An 18,603-nucleotide genomic window follows, 5' to 3' on the forward strand; every position below is an offset into this window, starting at 1 on the left:
CCCGCCCCCCCCTCCCCCCCGGGGGGGGGGGGGGGGGGCGGCGCGCGGGCCGGGGGGGGGCCCCCCCCCCTTCCACATCCCCATCCACATCCCCCACAGCAACTCTCCCCCTCGTCTCCGCATTCATCTACGATACATCTTGGCTCCGCCATAAAGAGCGAAACCAAGCACACGAGGATTGCCCATGTTGCGTCGTACTGCCGTTACACTCAGCCTTCTTCTCGCCACTACGTCTCTTGCCGTCGCCCAATCGGACCTCGACGAAGCCATCGCCCAATTTACCGGGGCCAATGGTTTCTCGCTCGTCGACACTGAAACGCTTGAAGCAACTCTCCTCAGCTATTGGCTCGATACCAATGCTGCCACCCCAGGCGGCACCGTCGGCCCGATCGAGAAAGCCCTGCTCATTGCCGATGACGCCATCGAGAGCACGCGCACCCGCACCGAGCTTTCCTATGGCGAAATGATCGACAGCGCAGAGGACGGATCTTCCGCCCCTGTGAGCTTTATTGAAGTTCGCCACTTCAACTTGGGCCCAACCATCCGCGCTGAACTGGCAGCGGACCTCGGGGAAGAAAACGTCGCCGACGCAGCCGAGTTCGGCACTGGCGAACACCGCGCTTGGCGCTTCGTCTTCACCCCGACCATGAACAATCAGGCGATCCTTCTCCAAGCCTCGACCAAGGAAATCTCGGCCAAAGAGGCTTCAAAGCAGGATTGCCAGGGCACCCCCTGCCTCGACAGCTATCGTGACTTCCAAGACATGGCGGATTGGACCGAAGTAGAGGGCGAGCAGCCCGATTGGCCCCTGCTCTATGCGGACGTCGCTGACGAAGTCGCGATCCCTGCCTATGCCGCCGCGCGCCTCGCCACTCTAGGCTATTGGGCCAATGCCGAAAGCGGCGAGTATCAGTGGACCTATGGCGAGCACCCTGAAGGCGTGGAGCGTTACGAAATGTACCGCTTCCTTTCCATGGACCGTAATCTCGGCAATGAAATCGGGCTGGATGCCGTCTGGCACGAAACCAAGCTCAACGACGATGCCGTCACCGACCTCTGGTATCGCTTCGCCGATGTCGCCGGCTTCCACACGGTGTTTACCGCCAGCGCAGGCCGCTAGAAGCGCTGAAACACCATCAATCCGGTCGCGCGCCAAAGGCCAATCGCCAGCGCGAGCGACCGGACTGCCATCGCAATTGCAGCCCCTACCGCGGCGCCGATCAGCCCAAATTGAGGGGTGAGCGCCGCGATAAGCACCACGCTGGCCGTGACGCTAACAAGGTTGACGACGATCCCCGTCCTCTGTTTGCCCAGCACGATCAGCGCCTCTTGCGCCTGACCGCTGAGCGATTTGGCGACCATGCCTGCCCCAAGCACCGCCACCAGCGGCCACCCGGCCTCATAGGCCTCGCCGAACGCGCGCAACAGCAGTGGCGCGGCGATAATCGTCACAGCGACTGCCGCCGTCGTAAGCCCCACCGTCAGCATTGTCCCGCGCGAAATACTGCGCTGAAGTTGCTCGTTCGATGCACCAGCAAAATCGAGCGCATAGCGCCGCCCTGCTACGAGCGTCATCGCATAGGCGACAAATCCCCCCAGCGCCAAACACCGCGCCGCCGCAAAATATACCGCCACCTCTTCCGGTCCCGCCAACAGCGCCAGCATCAGCACGTCGGCATATCCGGTCAAATCCTCGAGCCCCGACAGCACCAACAGCGGCAACGAGGCCGTCAGCCAAACCCGCTTTTGTCGCGCGCTCACCGCGCCCGTCACGCCGAGCCTGCGCACCCGCTGTCCCACCACCAGCGCCAGCGAACCACTGATCACCGCCATAGCCGTGATGAACACGCCGCCCACCACCGGAAGGGTCAATTCAACCCCGCCCCCGTGCAGCAGCAAAACCGCGCCAATAACCAGCAGTGGCCGCACCACATAGACAGGCACCGCTGCCAAGCGGAACCAGCCAAAGCTGCGCGCGACCCCTTCGATGAAATACTCAAGTGCAATAAAGGGCAGCCCCAGCGCCACCAAAACTATGACGAGCCCAGCGCCCCCTTGCGGCCCTAGGCCCATGCCGAGGGCAACGCCCGCTACGCCGAGCGCCACACTGATCCCGCCCACAAGGCGCAAGCCAAACCGCCAATAGCCGAACAGCTTCACCCGCTTATCGCGCAACTGATACCGCGGCAAAAATCGCACACTGGATTCGGCAAAGCCCAGCGCCGCAAAGCTCCCGAGCGCAAGGATCCAGCTCCACAGCGTCACGAACCCGCCGTAGTAATCGGCGGGCATCAGCCGCGCCAAAACCACCTGCATGGCGAACACAAGACCCGCCCCGGCAACGCGAATGGCTATGGCAATCGCCGCATCGGCAAAACTGCTTTGACCGTCAGACATACAGCAGCAAACACACGCTACCTTGTAGGAAGTTCGTCCATTTCTGCATCAGTACGGGCAGCCGTTCATAGTGCCGCTTCACAAACGGCCGAACGGTCGGCAACCAGTATCCGGTATAGACCCGACCCTTCCACGATAGCGGCTTGGCCCGCGTCGCCACGGCATGCGCGCTATTGGTCCAGCTGTTTTTATAATCGGCCGGATTGACCAAGAGATCATAGGCGCGCGCCCCCTGCTCGATCAGCCAGCCCACCGTCATTTCCATCTGCACCTTGCCCGGAGACAGCTCGCGCAAGCTCAAGTCAAAGCTGCCGATATAGGCGTAGTAATGCCGGTAATGCAGAAAACCGAGTTCTAGCGCCACGACCCTGTCGCCGACGCGCAGCACGGAAATACAGGCGCCAGAGCGCTGATCACTATCTCCAGGCAGCCGCTTGAGGAACGCGGCATAGCCCTGGGCCGAAAACCCCACACTCCGCCGCCCTGTCTGCGCCAGCCATTCGCGCTTCCAATTCACCGCCTGCTCAACGAGCCCATCAAAGCCCGCATCGTCTGGAAAGACCATCTCGAAAGACAAGTCGCCCAAACGCGCCAGATGATTGCGCCGCCGATTGCGGTTCCGCTTCTGCAGCTTTCCCAAGCGCTCGAAATAAGCATCAGCGCTCACATAGGGCGTCAGATCGAGGACCGAGCTCTGATTAGGTTCTTCGCGGACCCGAGCAATAGTGGCGATCATACGATCAAGCGCCGACCCTTCGATGACACAACGCTGTACCCAAACGTCAGTCTTCGAGGCGCGCACGGCTAAGCGCAGAGCCTCAACGACCTCAGGGTCACTCGTTGCGCCCGCCAAGGCCAGAGCACCACAATATTGCGCGTGTGCCTCGCCCAGCGTCACGAGCCGCGCGATCCCGCCCCTACGGGTCACCACCAGCGGCACGATGGCCAGCAAGACTTCGTCGCGCCACAGCGTAATCACATAGGGCTCGGTCGCTTCAGTGCAGAATTCCGCAACCCACGACCGGCACCAGTCAAACGATTGGAAATAGCTCATCGGGTCGGAGCATCGCTGCTCCAACGCCCGCCAGTGCTGTTCATTCGCATCAATATCGTGGAGCGACGCAAGAATTCGCGTTGTCACCCCGGATTTTACCGCCCGCAAAATGTGATCTCCCATCGTCACATTCGAACACAATGAGATGACCGACCGAATATGGAAACAGTAAAGTATTCTTACGGTAAATACTTATTAGTCTTTGAAAAACGTATCGACCGCTGAGATGGCGTTTTCAATGTCATCATCGCCGATATCAATATGGGTGACCCAGCGATGCTCCCCATAGCCGCCGCCGAATGCAATACCCATGCTTTCCAGATGCGCTGTCAGCGCTCCAGAGACTTCACGCTCTGCCTTTGCCCAGACGATATTGGTGTCCGGCATGGTCACACTCAATTGCGGATGCCGCGCCAGACCCTCGGCCAAACGCTTGGCGCGCTTATGATCGTCGGCAAGTCGTTCAACATTATGGTCCAGCGCATAGAGTGCCGCCGCCGCCAGAATGCCCGACTGGCGCAATCCGCCACCCACCATTTTGCGATAGCGCCGGGCTTTGCCGATCAGCTCACCGCGCCCAACAAGCACCGAGCCCACGGGCGCACCCAAGCCCTTAGAGAGGCAGATCGAAACCGTATCAAACCTTTTGCCCAGCGTCGCAATATCGATGCCCAATGCCAGCGCCGCGTTGAACCCGCGCGCCCCATCCAGATGCAACCCCAGTCCATGGCGCTCCGCCACATCGGCAACGGCATCCATATAGCCCATCGGCAGCGCCCGCCCACCAAAGGTGTTTTCGAGCGCGATCAGCCGCGTCCGCGCATAATGACTGTCGTCAGGCTTAATGGCGTTTTCAATGTCATCGATGGCCATCGTTCCGTCGGCCTGATGCGCAATAGGCTGCGGCTGGATCGATCCCAGAACCGCCGCGCCACCGGCCTCATGCGCATAGCAATGCGCGTCCTGCCCCGCGATATATTCGTCGCCACGCTCACAATGGGCCAGCAATGCCAAAAGGTTAGACATTGTGCCGGAAGGCACAAACATCGCCGCCTCTTTGTCCATCATGCCGGCAATGCGCTGTTCCAGCAGGTTGACCGTCGGATCGTCGCCGTAAACGTCGTCCCCCACCTCCGCCTCTGCCATTGCTGCCCGCATCCCATCGCTGGGACGCGTGACAGTGTCAGAGCGAAAATCGTGGCGGATGGTATTCATGGTCATCTCCAGAGCTATCGCACCTTTATGACCAAGTTCGGCGAGCGCCGCTAGGCAGCGACGTCACCATCCATGCCGACATCATTGGCGGCCGTCATACTATGTTGCGGCTTTTGCGCCACGACCAAGATCCCGATAATCGGAGCGCCACGATCCATGCGCAATTCGGCGGTTTCATAACGCAAAATGCTGAACCCAGCGGCCACCAGCGCCGTGCGCGTCGCCTCAATGCCATGGGCATAGCGCAGGCTTGGGCGCAAAAACACCGCTTCAGGGCCGTCATGCGCTTCCAGCGAAAAGGCGACGAGCCCCCCCGGCTGCAAAGCGGGCATCATCGCGCTCAGAACTGGCTCTATCGCGCCGCAATAAATCAACACGTCTGCTGCCGTCAGCAGGTCCGTGTCGCGGTCGCACCGATTGAGTGCTTCAACCAGCTCGGCCTTTTCCAGTTTATCGTAAATGCCCTTACGGGCCGTCTCTGCAATCATCGCGGCGGAAATATCAACGCCCTCAAGATGATCAACCTTGCCGCGCAAGCGCTGGCCCATCAAGCCTGTGCCACAGCCCAGATCAATCGCGCGGCCAAACCGCTCAATGCCAAGGCGTGCCATCTCTTGATTGACAATGTCGTCGAGCAGTTCGGGCACTTTATAGCCCAGTTTACCGACCAGAGATTGCTCGAATTTGGCAGCATATTGGTCAAACAGGGCTTCGACATAGCCCACTGCCGTCCCCTGACCTGCAGCACCGGCATTATGCGCTGCCAGTTTTAATCTAGCCCCGAAAACACCGTGGTCATCGAGAGCTTCAAGCCGCCGCCAAGCGCCTATAGCCGCGGAAATATTGCCAGCTTTTTCGTGGTAGTTGCCGAGCAGGTCCCAACCGGCAGCCCATTCGGGGGCCAATTCCAGAGCCTGCTCCATCAGCTCTGAGGCTGCAGCGGGATCACCACTTTGGTCCAGCTGCCGCGCATAGTCGGCACGCCGATCGGCGAATACATCGCCGGAAGAATAAATCGCCTTGCTCAAGACGGTACGCTTTCGAGAGGACACGGCCATGCTGACCGCGACTGCGAATTAGCCGGAAAAACCGTACACGCGCAAGGAGAATACAGGGCACGATTGAGGCACCGACCCGCGTGAAAATTTCGCCCCAGATTCCGCCGAAATCGGCACGAATTTTCACGATAATGCACGCGAAGGGCAATTGCCTTTTCAGAAATTGCTTCCGGCAAACAACTGACCACTCACGAGAACTGTCGTTATTTATCGAAAGCACCCCCATCAACACACGAGATATTGATGCAATCGTTTTTTCAGGTTAGGTTCCGCCCATCGAATACTGCGGCCGACTGACCTAAAGACGCGAATTGCCATTCGCCATTGCTGTCATCATCTTCCGATAGTTCGATATCAACTAGGGGGCCTGATCAGGTGCATGATCAGAACCTCATTTAGCAGAGACGTCACGAGGGATAGCGCATTATGGCAACGGGCACCGTTAAGTGGTTCAACGGCCAAAAAGGTTATGGTTTCATCCAGCCAGACGAGGGTGGCGCAGATGTGTTCGTTCACATTTCTGCTGTCCAGCGTTCGGGCCTGAACGGCTTGGATGAAGGCCAAAAAGTGAACTACGAAATCGTCAAGGACAAGCGCACGGGTAAGTCCGCCGCTGACAATTTGACGACGTCGTAATCACGAACCTGGCTTATTGGATTGGGGCGTGCCCTAGGCGCGCCCTTTTCTCTTGCCCACGCTCTTTGCTACTTTTCAAGTGTCCTTGGGTGTGCGCTGCGCGGTTTGGCCTAGTTTCAACGGCTTGACCGCGAGCGAACCTCCGGGCAAGGTCAAATCTTCCCCAGATCCTTATTCGCGACGCATGAGCCGACCGACCGGCTGGGGTAAACTATTTGGGGCCACGCTGGCTTCAAACCAGATCAACGACTAAGCAGCGCGGCCGGCAAACGTTGGCGGCGCGCTCATTACTATTTTGCCGAGCCGATTGGAGGCAGCAGGAATGGACAAGATCCCAATGACGGTGCAGGGCCAAAAGGACCTAGCCGCAGAATTTGAGCACCGCACAAGCAATGAGCGCCGTCGCATTATCGACGCCATCGCGGAAGCGCGCGCTCACGGTGATCTGTCTGAAAATGCAGAATATTCCGCTGCCAAAGAACAACAGGCACTGAACGAGGGCCGGATCAAGGAACTCGAGACCATTCTCGCCTTGGCCGATGTCATCGACGTCAGCAAGCTTTCCGGGACGACCGTAAAGTTTGGCGCGACCGTCACCTTCATTGATGACGACACCGAAGTCGAAAAGACCTACCAGATCGTTGGCGATCCAGAAGCCGACGCTTCGGGCGGCCGCATCTCGATTTCCTCCCCGATTGCCCGCGCCATGATTGGCAAGGAAGAAGGCGATTCGTTCGAAGTCGCTGCTCCGGGCGGTTCGCGTGGCTACGAAATTCTCAAGATTCGCTATGTGTAATCCGCAAGTCTGCGGATAAATCCACAATAGCTGTGGTTTTCTGTATACTCCCGCGTGGTTTCACTGCGCGGGAGTTTCTTTGCCTTGAAACCACCCCGGTTCGCACCTTAACTAGAGCAAGAGGGAGCATTCCGTCTTTTAGGAGCGACATCGCGATGCACGCAAAAGTCATCATCATTGGCTCGGGTCCAGCTGGCTACAGCGCCGCGATCTATGCTGCACGCGCAATGCTCGAACCGGTCATGATCCAGGGCCTTCAGCCCGGCGGCCAGCTCACCATCACCACCGATGTGGAAAACTATCCCGGCTTTGCTGATGTCATTCAGGGTCCATGGCTCATGGACCAGATGAAGGCGCAGGCCGAGCACGTCGGCACGCGCATGGTCAACGACATCATCACCGATGTGAATTTCGACGTGCGCCCCTTCGTCCTCACCGGCGATAGCGGCGACGTCTACACCGCAGATTCCATCATCATCGCCACTGGCGCTCAGGCCAAATGGCTTGGCCTGCCGTCCGAGCAGAAGTTCCAAGGCTTTGGTGTCTCCGCTTGCGCCACCTGCGATGGTTTCTTCTATCGCGGCAAGGAAGTGCTCGTTGTCGGCGGCGGCAATACCGCTGTTGAAGAAGCGCTCTTCCTCACCAACTTCGCCGAAAAGGTGATCGTTATTCACCGCCGCGACGAATTCCGCGCCGAACGCATTCTTCAGGATCGCCTTTTCAAGAACCCGAAGATTGAAGTGCGCTGGAACACCGAAATTGTCGAAGTTGCTGGCTCCGAAATGCCACCTTCGGTCAATGCCGTCATGCTGCGCAATCGCGCCACCAACGAAGTTTATGAGCAGAAGATCGACGGCGTTTTCGTCGCCATTGGTCACGCTCCAGCCACCTCCATCTTCTCGGGCAAGCTCGACATGAAGGCTGGTGGCTATCTGCAAGTTAAGCCAGGCACCACGCAAACCAATGTTCCGGGCGTCTTCGCTGCGGGCGACGTCACCGACGACGTCTACCGTCAGGCGATCACTGCTGCCGGCATGGGCTGCATGGCCGCGCTCGATGCCGAGCGTTTCCTGGCAGAACACGAATTGGCCGAAGCGGCGGAATGAGGGTGACTGCCGTGAAACTCTTGCCTCACGCTAGAAGGAGCCGCCTCGGTCGGCTTTTCTGCAGCAGCAAGACAAGCGTTCGCCCCGGCTGATCAACATAGAAGGCGTCACGAGAAATGCTCGACTGGGACAAGCTCCGGATATTCCATACCGCCGCAGAGTCGGGCAGCTTCACGCATGCCGCCGAAAAACTAGGGATGAGCCAGTCGGCCGTGAGCCGTCAGATCTCCGCCCTAGAAGATGACCTGGGCTTCAAGCTCTTCATCCGCCACGCTCGTGGCCTCGTGCTCACCGAAGTCGGCGAGCAGCTCTTCCGCACAGCGCACCGCATGCATTGGGAACTCCAGCAAGTGGAGACCCAGATGTCGGAAAGCCAAGACGTGCCAACCGGCCCGCTGGTGGTCACCACCACCGTGGGCATTGGCTCCACCTGGCTCTCATCGCGCCTCGACGAGTTCCTCAAACTCTATCCGCTGATCCAGCTCGAAATCCGCCTCAACGACGCTGAGCTCGATCTGGCCATGCGCGAAGCCGACGTCGCCATTCGTCTGCACCGCCCGAACCAGTCGGAAATGATTCAGCGCAAGCTGTTCACGGTGCACAACCACTTCTATGCCTCGGATGCCTACATCTCCGAATACGGCATGCCCAAGTCGCCCGAAGATTTGGACAATCACCGCATCATCAGCTTCGGCGAACCTGTCCCCTCCTATCTCGGCGACATCAACTATCTCGAACGCATGGGCCGCCCAGACTCCAGCCCGCGCCGCGCCGTACTCAAGGTCAACGCCATCTATGGCATGATGAACGCGGCCCGCGCTGGCATCGGCATCGCCATGCTCCCCGCCTATGTGGTCGAGAAGGCCGACGGCCTGGTGCAGGTGCTGCCCGAAGTCGAGCTGCCAGCCTATGAGGCCTACTTCGTTTATCCACCCGCTCTGAAGAATTCAAAGCGCGTTGGCGTCTTCCGTGACTTCCTCGTCTCTAAAGCCCGCGAGTGGAGTTTCTAGGCGTCGAACCGGCCGAAAGCCAATCGCCCGTATTCTTTCTTACCTCGCCCCTACGGGGAGAGGTCGGCAGGCAGTGCCGGGTGAGGGGGCCTTCCTCCGCTTACGAACGAGGGGGCCTCCTTCCACGCATCGCCCCGCCCCTGCTCGGCCACGTCCAAAAGCCCCAAAACGCCCCTCGCGCGCCCTTGCTAAGGCCCACAAGTGCCAGCAAGATGCCACATAAATGCCCCAGAACGACCCGCCTAGGTGAACCATGGCTCGCATCACCACCATCGCCCTCGATGCTGACGATACCCTCTGGGAAAACGAGCAGTTTTTCCGCCTCACAGAGGAGCGTTTCACCACGCTTTTGCGCGACCACACCGATAGCGCAGACCTCAATGATCGCCTGATCAGCGCCACCATGCGCAATTTGGCCTTCTATGGTTTTGGCGCCAAAGGCTTCACCCTCTCGATGATCGAGACGGCCCTCGAACTCACCGAACACCGCGTCCCCGGCCCCGTCATCGCTGAAATTTTGGCCGCCGGTCGCGAGCTTCTCACCTATCCGGTCGAGACCCTGCCCTATGTCGACGAAGCGCTCGAAGCGCTTGAAAAGAAATATCGTTTGGTCCTCATCACCAAGGGCGATGTGATCGACCAAGAGCGCAAGCTTGCCGCCTCGGGCCTTGCTGAATATTTTGCGGCTGTGGAAATCGTCCAGGATAAAACCACTGCGGTCTACGAGCGCATTTTTGCTCAGCACACCGAAGGCGCAGGCCACACTGTCATGGTCGGCAACTCAATGAAGTCCGATATCTTGCCCGCGCTTGAAGCCGGAGCCTTCGCCGTCTACGTCCCCCATCGCTTAACATGGGTTTCCGAACAGGCCGATGAGCCAAAAAATCATCCGCGATGGGCAAAAATAGAGCATCTCGGTCAGCTCCTGACCGTCCTCGACACCTTCGCCACCCAGGCATCACACCCGTAAAAAACCGAACGTTTCTGGGCGATTCCGTACGGGAGTTTCTGCGCCAACCGTTGATTGTGAACGTTTTTTGGCAGTTACATGCGTACGGCGCATGGCTGACATGCCCATTAACCCATTCCTCATCTTCGAGGATCAACCTATATACCGCGACATCACAGCGGGTGTTTCTCCTCCCTCCCTTGCGCCCGCTGCGTTCCCTCCTTAGTGAGCCGTCAGGCTTACTACTCCTTAGGCTCCGCTCTCCCCTCGAGCGGGGCCTTTCTTTTGTCTGCAATTCTGTGGACCGATGCATAAATGCATGGCTGACATGTGTTTTCCGGGATTGCCTACTAAACCAGTAGAGTACATAAAGGCCTCGTTGCTGAGGCGCGCTCCGATCTCCTCCTCCCTTCGGACCGTGTATCGCAACACTGAGCTGCGGATCGTAACCTCCTCCCTCGATCCAATGTTCTGGCAGAGCAGCATACTCCTCCTCCCTTGCTCCTCTGCCTTTCACTTTCGATTTGGCCTCTGGCCCAGTCATCGGCCCCATCTTCGGATGGGGCCTTTTTTTTCTGCCCACCGCAACCCGGTGAGCCTCCCTCCCCGCGCACGCAGATCGACCTCCCTCCCCTTGAGGGGAAGGGATTGAGGATGGGGTGACGAAGCGCAGGACCAGCAATCCTCTCACGCCAGCCCGCTGGTCATCTCCCACAGAAACGCAAACCCCACCAGCCACTTGCCACGCTGCCGCGCCGCTTCATCCATACAAGCTGCACATTAAATGGACAGTTTGTCGCTGTGCCTAATGCATAGCTGGCATGACGAACCATGCATTGTTGTGGGGGCCAGAAACGCCTAGGTTGTGTGTGTCGACGGGACGCCGCTCCGTATCCTCCTCCCACGGACCCGCGTTGTCGACACCCGGATTGGAACCGTTTCCTCCTCCCTCGGTTCTGGTCCACATGGTCTGACGCATATCCTCCTCCCATGCGCTCAGACCAACACTTTCGATTTGGCTTCGGCCCTATCATCAGGCTCCAACTTCGGTTGGAGCCTCTTTTTTTGCCCGCACAAGACTGCAGCAAGGTGACGCGTAGATTTTGCATGGCAGCATTACGAAATTGGCGCTTTTCTAGGCAGTGCCGCCGATTGATAATGCCCTCAACGCAGCGCTCGTGGTGACGCTGCCCTCCAAGGTCTACGGTCCGCCGTGACCCTTAAGACCCTGCCCCTCCCCTCGGGCAGGGTCTTTTTTTTAGGCAATCAAACGTCGGGCAATTCGCGCAGCGGCGTATCATCATGCAGCGGCACGGTCTGGCGCTCGATCATGCGATGCACCCTCGGCGGTTCTGTCAACTGGTGCAGGGCCCGCAGGGCCAGCGTATTTTCCGCATCAGCCTTTGTCCGGCGCATGTTGTGCCGCAAATAATCATCCCAGGTGGGCACATGGTAGCTTTCCACCCAGAGATCGGGTTCCTGCAAATCGCGGAGCACCGCCCATTGCCGCGCCCCGTCACGAATGCGGATACGGCGGCGATCAGCCATAAGTTCCAAAAACTTAGGGATGTCGTTCTGCGCGATACGATAGTCGATCATCACGAGGATCGGCCCAGAGCGTGGCCGCAGATCGAGCCGCAAAGCGGGCTCATTAAACGTGTCGAGCGGGTTGAGGTCGCGCGAGCTAAAGGCCGGCAACGGCAAGCGTACTCCCACAGCGCCGCAAAACACCAAGACGAGAGCCGCGCACAACAGGGCCAGCTGCGGCCCGCCAATATCCGCGAATAGCCCCCAAACCCAGCTCCCCAGAGCCATGCCGCCAAATGTAGCGGTCTGGTAGAGCGCTAGCGCCCGGCCAACCACCCAACGCGGGGTCGAGAGCTGCACCGACACATTGAACAGCGAAAGCGCGAGCACCCAGCAAGCCCCCGCCGGGATCAACACCGCATGGCTCAGCCACACCTCGCGACTGAGCCCTAAGCCAACGCAGCACAAAGCGAAAATGGCGCAGGCGATCCGAACGATCACCTCATTGCTAAAGCGCTCCCGCACGCGACCATTGAGGAATGCGCCACCAATAGCGCCGAACCCGAAGCAGCCGAGCAATGTGCCATACACAAAGGCCCCACCACCCACATAGTCATTGGCCACCGATGGCAGCAGCGCCAGAATGACGACAGCCGCTAGGCCAAAGAGAAAGCCGCGGAACAACACTGTCGTCAAATGCGGCGACAACGACACATAGCGGATGCCCGCATACATGGCCGAGCCGAATTTTTCGCGCGGCAACTGGCTCTTGACCCGCACCGGCTTCCACCGCCAAAGCGCAAAGATCAGGGCGATATAGGACACCGCATTGAGCGCAAATGCGGCAGCGGCACCGGCTGTGGCCACAATCAGCCCACCAACCGCCGGACCAACGCTGCGCATGAGGTTGAAACCCATAGAGTTGAGCGTCACCGCACCGGGCAGGTCTTCGCGCGGCACCACATCGCCCATCGAGGCCTGCCAGCTTGGATTAAACAGCGCCGTGCCGCACCCAATAAGGAAAGTGAAGCCAAGCAATAGCCAAGGCGTCAACAGGCCGAAAACCGTCAGTATCGCCAGAAGGATAGAGACCACCATCAGACCGATCTGAGCGACCAGCATGACGATACGTCGATCAAAATTGTCAGCGAGAGCCCCGGCCGCGAGCGAAAACAGCATGATGGGAAGCGTCGTCGATGCCTGCACCAGCGCCACCATATTGTGGGAGCTCGACAGCGTGGTCATCATCCACCCGGCACCCACTGATTGCACCAATCCTCCCAGATTGGAAAACAGCGTTGCCAGCCACAGCATTCGGAATGTCTCATGCCGAAAGGGGGCCAACATCGATTTACGCTCAGACATTACAGCTCCGAAGTATAGCACGGCGCAAAAGTGACGCGCCGCGCACCGCTACGATAGGCCGAGTTGGTTCACGCCGTCCTACCGATTCTCACTCTGGACCCAACGAAACTGCAAAGTCTCGAGTTCACACCCAACTGACCAGAATAAGTTCTTGCCCGGCAGTTTTTACCGCCACCCCGAATTGCTCCCAATGCGCGTCTGATTTCATTCAAAAATATCCGGCACGCCCATTGCATGACTTATGGCAGAAGCTCGGGAGACACCCACATGGTCACCGTTACAGCGACTACCCCCTACTCGGCCTATCGCGATTACCGCGCCAGTACTGAACCGCAAGCCACCGCCGCAACAGAGCGTCAAGAGGCCGAAAGCACTGTCGATCGGCCTGCCACGACGATTACCTTATCTGCCGAGGCGCAGGCCGCCCTAGCGGAGCGTGACTACGCCACAATCGTCAAAGACGCCGAGAGTAAACTCCTCACTCTCCTCACCGAGGCTCGCCGCTCCTCTCCCCTTCAAAACGGCAGTCTCGCGCTCGACTTATCCTCGCTCGATAATCGAGAATTATACTCCATGGCCAATGACGACACGTTCAACTCTGAGGAGAAGCAAGCGGCAGGTTTGGAGATGGAGCGGCGCTTTCGGGCCGCACTGGCAGGTCCTGCTGCCATTGCCAAGGTAACGGGCAGTTATTTGGCGCTTTATCAAACCGCTGCCAACTATCTATCCGGTCTAGGCACCGAAGAGAAAAGTTCGGCAGATTGGCAGGCGGGACGCGATGCTGTCCTCAAAGGCATTGAAGGCCTAAAGCTCACGCCCGGCACCCTCCCTGCGCCTGATAGTGCCGATCCGGTGCGCGCCTTTCTCGCCCTCAATGAAACGCCTGAGGCCACCACAACGCCGATTGCCAACCTCGCTTCTAACGCCCGCGCGGCGCTTGATCAGCTCTACGCCCAGGCCGACGCCAATGGCAAGTTTCCGAGCTTTAATCGCCAGACTAAAATCGGACAATATATTGATGTATCAGCGTTTTCTAGCCGAACACTATCGTCAATGGTTATCAATAGGGATGCGCTTTTTACGTCTGAAGAGGCATTCGCCGCTAAAACTGTGCTGACCGCACGGAGCGGCGCGACGCTCTCCGAGAGCTTTTCGAGTGCCAGCAGCTCTGGCGACCCTACCGCCTTCAGCCGCAATATTATTGCCGCTTACTCATCATTGAGCGCCGAAGAGCGGCTGGCAGTCGGCTGGAGCGACAAGCTCTATCAGGCCGCGGTACAAAGCTATGCCTCAACCACAAAGATCATGAACACTTTAAACCAAACGGCCGGCTCTACCGCTTCCGATAGGCCGACCGTTTTGTCATTCTTAGGCCGCTAGTGGCTTATTTGATACCAGCGCAGAAGGTCTGAATACGGCTGACCGCATCGGCCAGCTGTTCGTCGCTTGCGGCATAGGACAGGCGGAAATGCCCGGCGAGACCAAAGGCCGAGCCATGCACTAAAGCCACGCCGGTTTCATCAAGCAGCGCCATGACGAAATCTTCGTCTGTATTCAACACAGTACCGCCCGCCGAGGTCTTGCCCAGGAGACGCGCGCAGGATGGGAACACGTAGAACGCGCCTTCTGGCGTCAGGCAATCGAGCCCGGTGTTAGCGTTGAGCCCAGCGACAACCATGTCACGGCGCTTTTGGAAAACCGCGCGCCATTCAGACAAAAACTCCTGCGGACCATTGAGCGCTTCCACGGCAGCCCACTGCGAAATCGAGGACGGGTTTGTGGTCGACTGCCCCTGCAGCTTGGTCATCGCCGCCAAAAGCGGTTTTGGGCCAGTGCAATAGCCAATACGCCAGCCCGTCATTGCGTGCGACTTGGACACGCCATTCATGGTCAGCGTCCGCGCCTGCAGTGCCGGTTCAACCTGCGCGATCGTCGCAAAGGTCTTGCCGTCATAGACCAGCACTTCATAGATATCGTCGGTCAGAATATGCACATGCGGGTGGCGCAGCAGCACGTCAGCCAAGCCGCGCAATTCTTCTGCCGTATAGGCCGCGCCGGTCGGGTTCGATGGCGTATTGAGCAGCAGCCACTTGGTCTTAGGCGAGATCGCCTTTTCCAAAACCTCCGGCGATAGCTTGAAACCGGTTGTGGCATCGGCCACCGCAAACACCGGCTCTGCGCCGCACAAGCGCACGATTTCCGGGTAGCTCACCCAATAAGGTACTGGCACCACAACCTCGTCGCCGGGGTTGAGTGTCGCCATCAGCGCGTTGAAAATGATCTGCTTGCCGCCCGAGGACACAAAGCAATCGGCTGCGGTAACATCGAGCCCATTGTCGCGCTTGAACTTGGCCGCAACGGCTTGTTTCAGCTCAATAATGCCGTCGACATTGGTGTAACGGGTCTGGCCTTCGTCCATGGCGCGCTTTGCAGCATCGCGCACGTTTTCCGGCGTGTTGAAATCTGGCTCACCCGCAGAAAGCGCGATGATGTCGCGACCTTCCTGCGCCAGAACACGCGCCTTCTGACTGATAGCAACGGTCGCCGACGGCGCAACACGAGAGAGCGCGTCTGACAGAAAACCCATTTGAACCTCCAAGCTTAGCCGCACCCTCTTTAGCGCAGCCCAGTGTTCCTGAGAACCACAACCATCCGCCAATGCGTAAGATTGCCCCTCTGCCAAAACCATTTTTACCAAGAGCACCCGCTCTCGTTCACGACTTCGTTCTCGCCTTTGCCACAGTTTCGCCCCCAACAAATCGCCACTTGCCCCAATCACCCCCTACTCACACCGCAATCTCATGGTGAATTGAGTACAGTTCAGTAAAGTGTAAGACGTCGATCCCATGCAAAAGTCCGCGTCCCCCAAGTCGAAGAACCGTCGTGTTTTCACGCTTACCGGCATCTCCTTGCTCTCCATAGCTGCAGTCGCAGCCATCACTGTCTCGGGTGTATCACCCGCCAATGCCGCCAACTTGGCCCAACAGGCTGACACACAGATCGCTGTGTTCCTCATTCCAGTCGCGCTTCTCATGGCCGTGATGCTTTATGAAGCGGCTCGCTTCGTCATGGCCGGCCCCCTTCCAGCGCGCGTCACCGCCCCCAAGCGTCCAGCGCGACGCACCAATTGGGCCGATAGCGACCGCTAACCCTCTCCCCTGACCTCCCAAGACTTCAAGGCCGGCCCCCCGGCCTTTTTTTTTTATTTGAGTGCAATCAACCCCGCCTCGGTTGGCGCAAACCCGCACGCGGCATAAAAGCTTTTATATTGAAGCTCGAAGTCAACATGCAGCCACGCTGCACCCCGAGCCTCCTCGAACCTTACCAACCTCTCCATATCTTCATCGCACCGCAATGACCGGACAAGATGGTTCACTCTATCGTCCAATCGGTACCAGCCAATGGTACCTCCCATGCAAAGGATGACACGATGAAGACCCTCCCCGCAGCCATTCTCGCAACGTTGATGACGACCACGCTTGCGCTCGGCATCATCGTCCCCACATCGGCCCAAGATGCGCCTGCTTCTGCCCCAATGGCCCAACCCCATCACGGCGGAAAAGACTTTGGGCATTTCGCCCGTCCAATGCAGCGCGGTAATGGCGACTTCCTGAACGTTCAGCGCGGCGCCGAGGCCGTCGAAGTCGGCCTCGTACGTCTCGCACATCGCCTAGATCTCACCGATGACCAAAAGCCCTTGCTTGACGCCCTAAAGGCCGCTGCACTGACGGCAGCCACTGATTTTGAGGCTGTTAGCAAGGATTTGCGCCCTACTCCACCGACACCTCCAACTGATGCCTCCAGCGCTGAAGCCCCACCGGCACCAGACCTCAGCAAAAACCTCGATACCCGCATTGCCATCGGCAAGGCCAATGTCACCGCACTTGAAACGATCAAGCCCAGCTATGATGCTTTCTTCGGCTCTTTGACCGACGACCAAAAGGCCAAGCTGACCGAACGCCCTGATAACGCCCACTCCAGCGGCGACCGCGGCCACCGCCCCGGCTTCGATCGCAAATAAGCGCCTCTCTCCTCTCCCCCTTAAACAAGGGGGAGGCCCCTTTCCCTTACCTCTCCCTTTGGGGGAGAGGTCGGCCCTCTTGGGCCGGGTGAGGGGGCCTTCCTCAATCCCCTTCCTCAAGCCCCTCCCCAACACCGCCCCCTCTCAGGGAGGCCGGGTGGGGGTCCTCACCAACCCCCTATTGCATTTGTATGGCAGTCAATTACCGTCGTCTCACCTCTCACGAACGACATGACTATGACCCAACTGCCACTCGATCCTGCCCGCGTCCGCGCGTTGTTCCCCACCTTCTCCGAGCCTAGCCTGCAAGGTCAGGCCTTCTTTGAAAACGCAGGCGGCTCCTACACCGCCAAACACACGCTCGACCTGCTAGATCGGTACTATCGCCAGACCAAGGTGCAACCCTATGGCACCAGCCCGGCGTCAATCGCCGCGGGCAAGGCCATGGACCATGCCTATGAGCGGATCGCCCAAGCGCTCAATGTTTCCGCCGATTGGATCCATTTCGGTCCATCCACCTCGGCCAACACCTATATGCTCGGCAATACCTTTGGGCAGTTTCTCAATCCCGGCGATGCCATCATCGTCACCAATCAGGACCACGAAGCCAATACGGGCGCATGGCGTCGCCTTGAGACCCGCGGCATCGAAGTGCGCGAATGGGCCGTCGACGAAACCGGTCGCCTCAACCTCTCCGATCTCGACTCGCTACTCGACGGAAAAGTAAAACTCGTCGCCGCGCCGCACTGCTCCAACATTGTTGCGCACATCAATCCTGTCGCAGAGATCGCCGCGCGCGCCCATGCGGTTGGCGCTTATTGCGCCATTGATGGTGTCAGCTACACCCCACACGGCTTACCCGATCTCGCTGCCCTAGGCGCAGACATCTATTTGTTCTCAGCCTACAAGGTTTATGGCCCCCATCAGGGCATCATGGCCATTCGCCCGGCTCTCGCCGAAAAGCTTCCCAACCAAGGCCATTTCTTCAACGATATCAAACCGCGCTATCGCCTGACCCCAGCCGGTCCCGATCACGCCCAAATCGCCGCCTGCGCGGGCGTTGCGGATTACCTCGAAGAAGTCGGCAATATGGTCTCCGGCACAATTGCTGGCGAAAACGCCTTCCGCCGCGCTCATACGGCCATGCGCAATCAGGAAATCGCACTGGCAGCGCCACTGCTCGATTACCTGCGCTCGCGCAATGACATTCGCCTGCTCGGGCCAGACGATCCCGTCGAGCGCGCGCCAACCATCGCCTTCGCCCACACCGACCCTGCCGTCGCCGTTGCCCAGCGCCTGACCAAACATGGCCTCATGGTCGGCGGCAGCCACTTCTACAGCTACCGCCTTCTCAAAGCCTTGGGCATTGATCCCGATCATGGTGTTGTGCGTCTCTCCTTCGTCCACTACACCACGCCCGACGAAATCCAGCAGGCCATCAAAGCGCTCGACGCCGAGCTCTAGGCCGC

General features: G+C 58.9%; 16 protein-coding genes and 1 pseudogene. 10 read left to right on the forward strand and 7 right to left on the reverse strand.

Annotated features, from left to right (window positions below; genetic code table 11):
* Positions 1-184 precede the first annotated feature (184 nt).
* The gene (locus tag JHL21_RS05200; RefSeq protein ID WP_200212305.1) at positions 185-1,120 is read left to right on the forward strand and encodes a hypothetical protein; all 936 of its coding nucleotides are present in this window, start codon (positions 185-187) and stop codon (positions 1,118-1,120) included.
* On the opposite strand, the gene JHL21_RS05205 is transcribed toward JHL21_RS05200, so the two are convergent.
* From JHL21_RS05205 to JHL21_RS05220, 4 genes are all read right to left on the reverse strand, one after another.
* Entirely contained in the window at positions 1,117-2,397 is a 1,281-nt protein-coding gene (locus JHL21_RS05205; RefSeq protein ID WP_200212307.1) for a lipopolysaccharide biosynthesis protein, read from the reverse strand. The genes JHL21_RS05200 and JHL21_RS05205 overlap by 4 nt on opposite strands.
* On the reverse strand, positions 2,390-3,451 hold the full coding sequence (locus JHL21_RS05210; RefSeq protein WP_200212309.1) for a GNAT family N-acetyltransferase: 1,062 nt from the start codon (positions 3,449-3,451) through the stop codon (positions 2,390-2,392). The genes JHL21_RS05205 and JHL21_RS05210 overlap by 8 nt, the downstream gene beginning before the upstream one ends.
* A gap of 195 nt (positions 3,452-3,646) precedes the next feature.
* Positions 3,647-4,666, reverse strand: coding sequence for a low-specificity L-threonine aldolase (gene ltaE, locus JHL21_RS05215; RefSeq protein WP_200212311.1), 1,020 nt, complete (start codon positions 4,664-4,666; stop codon positions 3,647-3,649).
* Between the two features lie 50 nt (positions 4,667-4,716).
* Positions 4,717-5,724 carry a methyltransferase gene (locus JHL21_RS05220; protein ID WP_200212313.1) on the reverse strand — a complete coding sequence of 336 codons (1,008 nt, stop codon included), beginning with the start codon at positions 5,722-5,724 and terminating at the stop codon, positions 4,717-4,719.
* 426 nt (positions 5,725-6,150) lie between these two features.
* Here JHL21_RS05220 and JHL21_RS05225 point away from each other — a divergent pair, with 426 nt between their 5' ends.
* The 5 genes from JHL21_RS05225 (at position 6,151) to JHL21_RS05245 (ending at position 10,242) form a co-directional block, all read left to right on the forward strand.
* Positions 6,151-6,360 (forward strand): cold-shock protein, encoded by a 210-nt coding sequence (locus tag JHL21_RS05225; RefSeq protein WP_169196483.1) that lies wholly within the window; start codon positions 6,151-6,153, stop codon positions 6,358-6,360.
* Positions 6,361-6,682: 322 nt separating this feature from the next.
* Positions 6,683-7,156 (forward strand): transcription elongation factor GreA, encoded by a 474-nt coding sequence (greA, locus tag JHL21_RS05230; RefSeq protein WP_200212315.1) that lies wholly within the window; start codon positions 6,683-6,685, stop codon positions 7,154-7,156.
* A gap of 155 nt (positions 7,157-7,311) precedes the next feature.
* Positions 7,312-8,262, forward strand: a complete 951-nt coding sequence (gene trxB, locus JHL21_RS05235; RefSeq protein WP_169196485.1) for a thioredoxin-disulfide reductase — start codon at positions 7,312-7,314, stop codon at positions 8,260-8,262.
* Positions 8,263-8,378: 116 nt separating this feature from the next.
* Positions 8,379-9,272, forward strand: a complete 894-nt coding sequence (locus tag JHL21_RS05240) for a LysR family transcriptional regulator (protein WP_169196486.1) — start codon at positions 8,379-8,381, stop codon at positions 9,270-9,272.
* Between the two features lie 253 nt (positions 9,273-9,525).
* Complete coding sequence (locus tag JHL21_RS05245; RefSeq protein WP_200212316.1) at positions 9,526-10,242, forward strand: HAD family hydrolase; 717 nt, start codon at positions 9,526-9,528, stop codon at positions 10,240-10,242.
* 1,245 nt (positions 10,243-11,487) lie between these two features.
* On the opposite strand, the gene JHL21_RS05250 is transcribed toward JHL21_RS05245, so the two are convergent.
* Positions 11,488-13,113 carry an MFS transporter gene (locus JHL21_RS05250; protein ID WP_200212317.1) on the reverse strand — a complete coding sequence of 542 codons (1,626 nt, stop codon included), beginning with the start codon at positions 13,111-13,113 and terminating at the stop codon, positions 11,488-11,490.
* A 267-nt stretch (positions 13,114-13,380) separates the two neighbouring features.
* Between JHL21_RS05250 and JHL21_RS05255 the strand changes: the two genes are divergently transcribed.
* Complete coding sequence (locus tag JHL21_RS05255; RefSeq protein ID WP_200212318.1) at positions 13,381-14,493, forward strand: hypothetical protein; 1,113 nt, start codon at positions 13,381-13,383, stop codon at positions 14,491-14,493.
* Between the two features lie 4 nt (positions 14,494-14,497).
* Here the strand turns inward: JHL21_RS05255 and JHL21_RS05260 are convergent, their stop codons facing one another.
* Positions 14,498-15,700, reverse strand: coding sequence for a pyridoxal phosphate-dependent aminotransferase (locus JHL21_RS05260; RefSeq protein WP_182394152.1), 1,203 nt, complete (start codon positions 15,698-15,700; stop codon positions 14,498-14,500).
* 259 nt (positions 15,701-15,959) lie between these two features.
* Here JHL21_RS05260 and JHL21_RS05265 point away from each other — a divergent pair, with 259 nt between their 5' ends.
* Entirely contained in the window at positions 15,960-16,262 is a 303-nt protein-coding gene (locus tag JHL21_RS05265) for a hypothetical protein (protein WP_200212319.1), read from the forward strand.
* Positions 16,263-16,315: 53 nt separating this feature from the next.
* On the opposite strand, the pseudogene JHL21_RS17675 reads toward JHL21_RS05265, so the two are convergent.
* Positions 16,316-16,420 (reverse strand): annotated as a pseudogene (locus JHL21_RS17675) (GNAT family N-acetyltransferase); the annotation flags it as partial.
* A 123-nt stretch (positions 16,421-16,543) separates the two neighbouring features.
* Between JHL21_RS17675 and JHL21_RS05270 the strand changes: the two are divergent.
* Both JHL21_RS05270 and JHL21_RS05275 read left to right on the forward strand, forming a co-directional pair.
* Positions 16,544-17,134, forward strand: coding sequence for a Spy/CpxP family protein refolding chaperone (locus JHL21_RS05270; RefSeq protein ID WP_200212320.1), 591 nt, complete (start codon positions 16,544-16,546; stop codon positions 17,132-17,134).
* A gap of 237 nt (positions 17,135-17,371) precedes the next feature.
* A complete protein-coding gene (locus JHL21_RS05275; protein WP_200212321.1) occupies positions 17,372-18,598 on the forward strand; it encodes an aminotransferase class V-fold PLP-dependent enzyme in 1,227 nt (408 codons plus the stop codon).
* Positions 18,599-18,603 lie beyond the last annotated feature (5 nt).

The organism is Devosia sp. WQ 349K1 (assembly GCF_016595685.1).
Lineage (GTDB): Bacteria > Pseudomonadota > Alphaproteobacteria > Rhizobiales > Devosiaceae > Devosia.

What these genes read in the sequence shown, in the direction of transcription:
- JHL21_RS05200 (WP_200212305.1), top strand. Translation starts at nt 185, where the DNA reads ATGTTGCGTCGTACTGCCGTTACACTCAGCCTTCTTCTCGCCACTACG.
- JHL21_RS05205 (WP_200212307.1), bottom strand. Translation starts at nt 2,397, where the DNA reads ATGTCTGACGGTCAAAGCAGTTTTGCCGATGCGGCGATTGCCATAGCC.
- JHL21_RS05210 (WP_200212309.1), bottom strand. Translation starts at nt 3,451, where the DNA reads ATGAGCTATTTCCAATCGTTTGACTGGTGCCGGTCGTGGGTTGCGGAA.
- ltaE (WP_200212311.1), bottom strand. Translation starts at nt 4,666, where the DNA reads ATGAATACCATCCGCCACGATTTTCGCTCTGACACTGTCACGCGTCCC.
- JHL21_RS05220 (WP_200212313.1), bottom strand. Translation starts at nt 5,724, where the DNA reads ATGGCCGTGTCCTCTCGAAAGCGTACCGTCTTGAGCAAGGCGATTTAT.
- JHL21_RS05225 (WP_169196483.1), top strand. Translation starts at nt 6,151, where the DNA reads ATGGCAACGGGCACCGTTAAGTGGTTCAACGGCCAAAAAGGTTATGGT.
- greA (WP_200212315.1), top strand. Translation starts at nt 6,683, where the DNA reads ATGGACAAGATCCCAATGACGGTGCAGGGCCAAAAGGACCTAGCCGCA.
- trxB (WP_169196485.1), top strand. Translation starts at nt 7,312, where the DNA reads ATGCACGCAAAAGTCATCATCATTGGCTCGGGTCCAGCTGGCTACAGC.
- JHL21_RS05240 (WP_169196486.1), top strand. Translation starts at nt 8,379, where the DNA reads ATGCTCGACTGGGACAAGCTCCGGATATTCCATACCGCCGCAGAGTCG.
- JHL21_RS05245 (WP_200212316.1), top strand. Translation starts at nt 9,526, where the DNA reads ATGGCTCGCATCACCACCATCGCCCTCGATGCTGACGATACCCTCTGG.
- JHL21_RS05250 (WP_200212317.1), bottom strand. Translation starts at nt 13,113, where the DNA reads ATGTCTGAGCGTAAATCGATGTTGGCCCCCTTTCGGCATGAGACATTC.
- JHL21_RS05255 (WP_200212318.1), top strand. Translation starts at nt 13,381, where the DNA reads ATGGTCACCGTTACAGCGACTACCCCCTACTCGGCCTATCGCGATTAC.
- JHL21_RS05260 (WP_182394152.1), bottom strand. Translation starts at nt 15,700, where the DNA reads ATGGGTTTTCTGTCAGACGCGCTCTCTCGTGTTGCGCCGTCGGCGACC.
- JHL21_RS05265 (WP_200212319.1), top strand. Translation starts at nt 15,960, where the DNA reads ATGCAAAAGTCCGCGTCCCCCAAGTCGAAGAACCGTCGTGTTTTCACG.
- JHL21_RS05270 (WP_200212320.1), top strand. Translation starts at nt 16,544, where the DNA reads ATGAAGACCCTCCCCGCAGCCATTCTCGCAACGTTGATGACGACCACG.
- JHL21_RS05275 (WP_200212321.1), top strand. Translation starts at nt 17,372, where the DNA reads ATGACCCAACTGCCACTCGATCCTGCCCGCGTCCGCGCGTTGTTCCCC.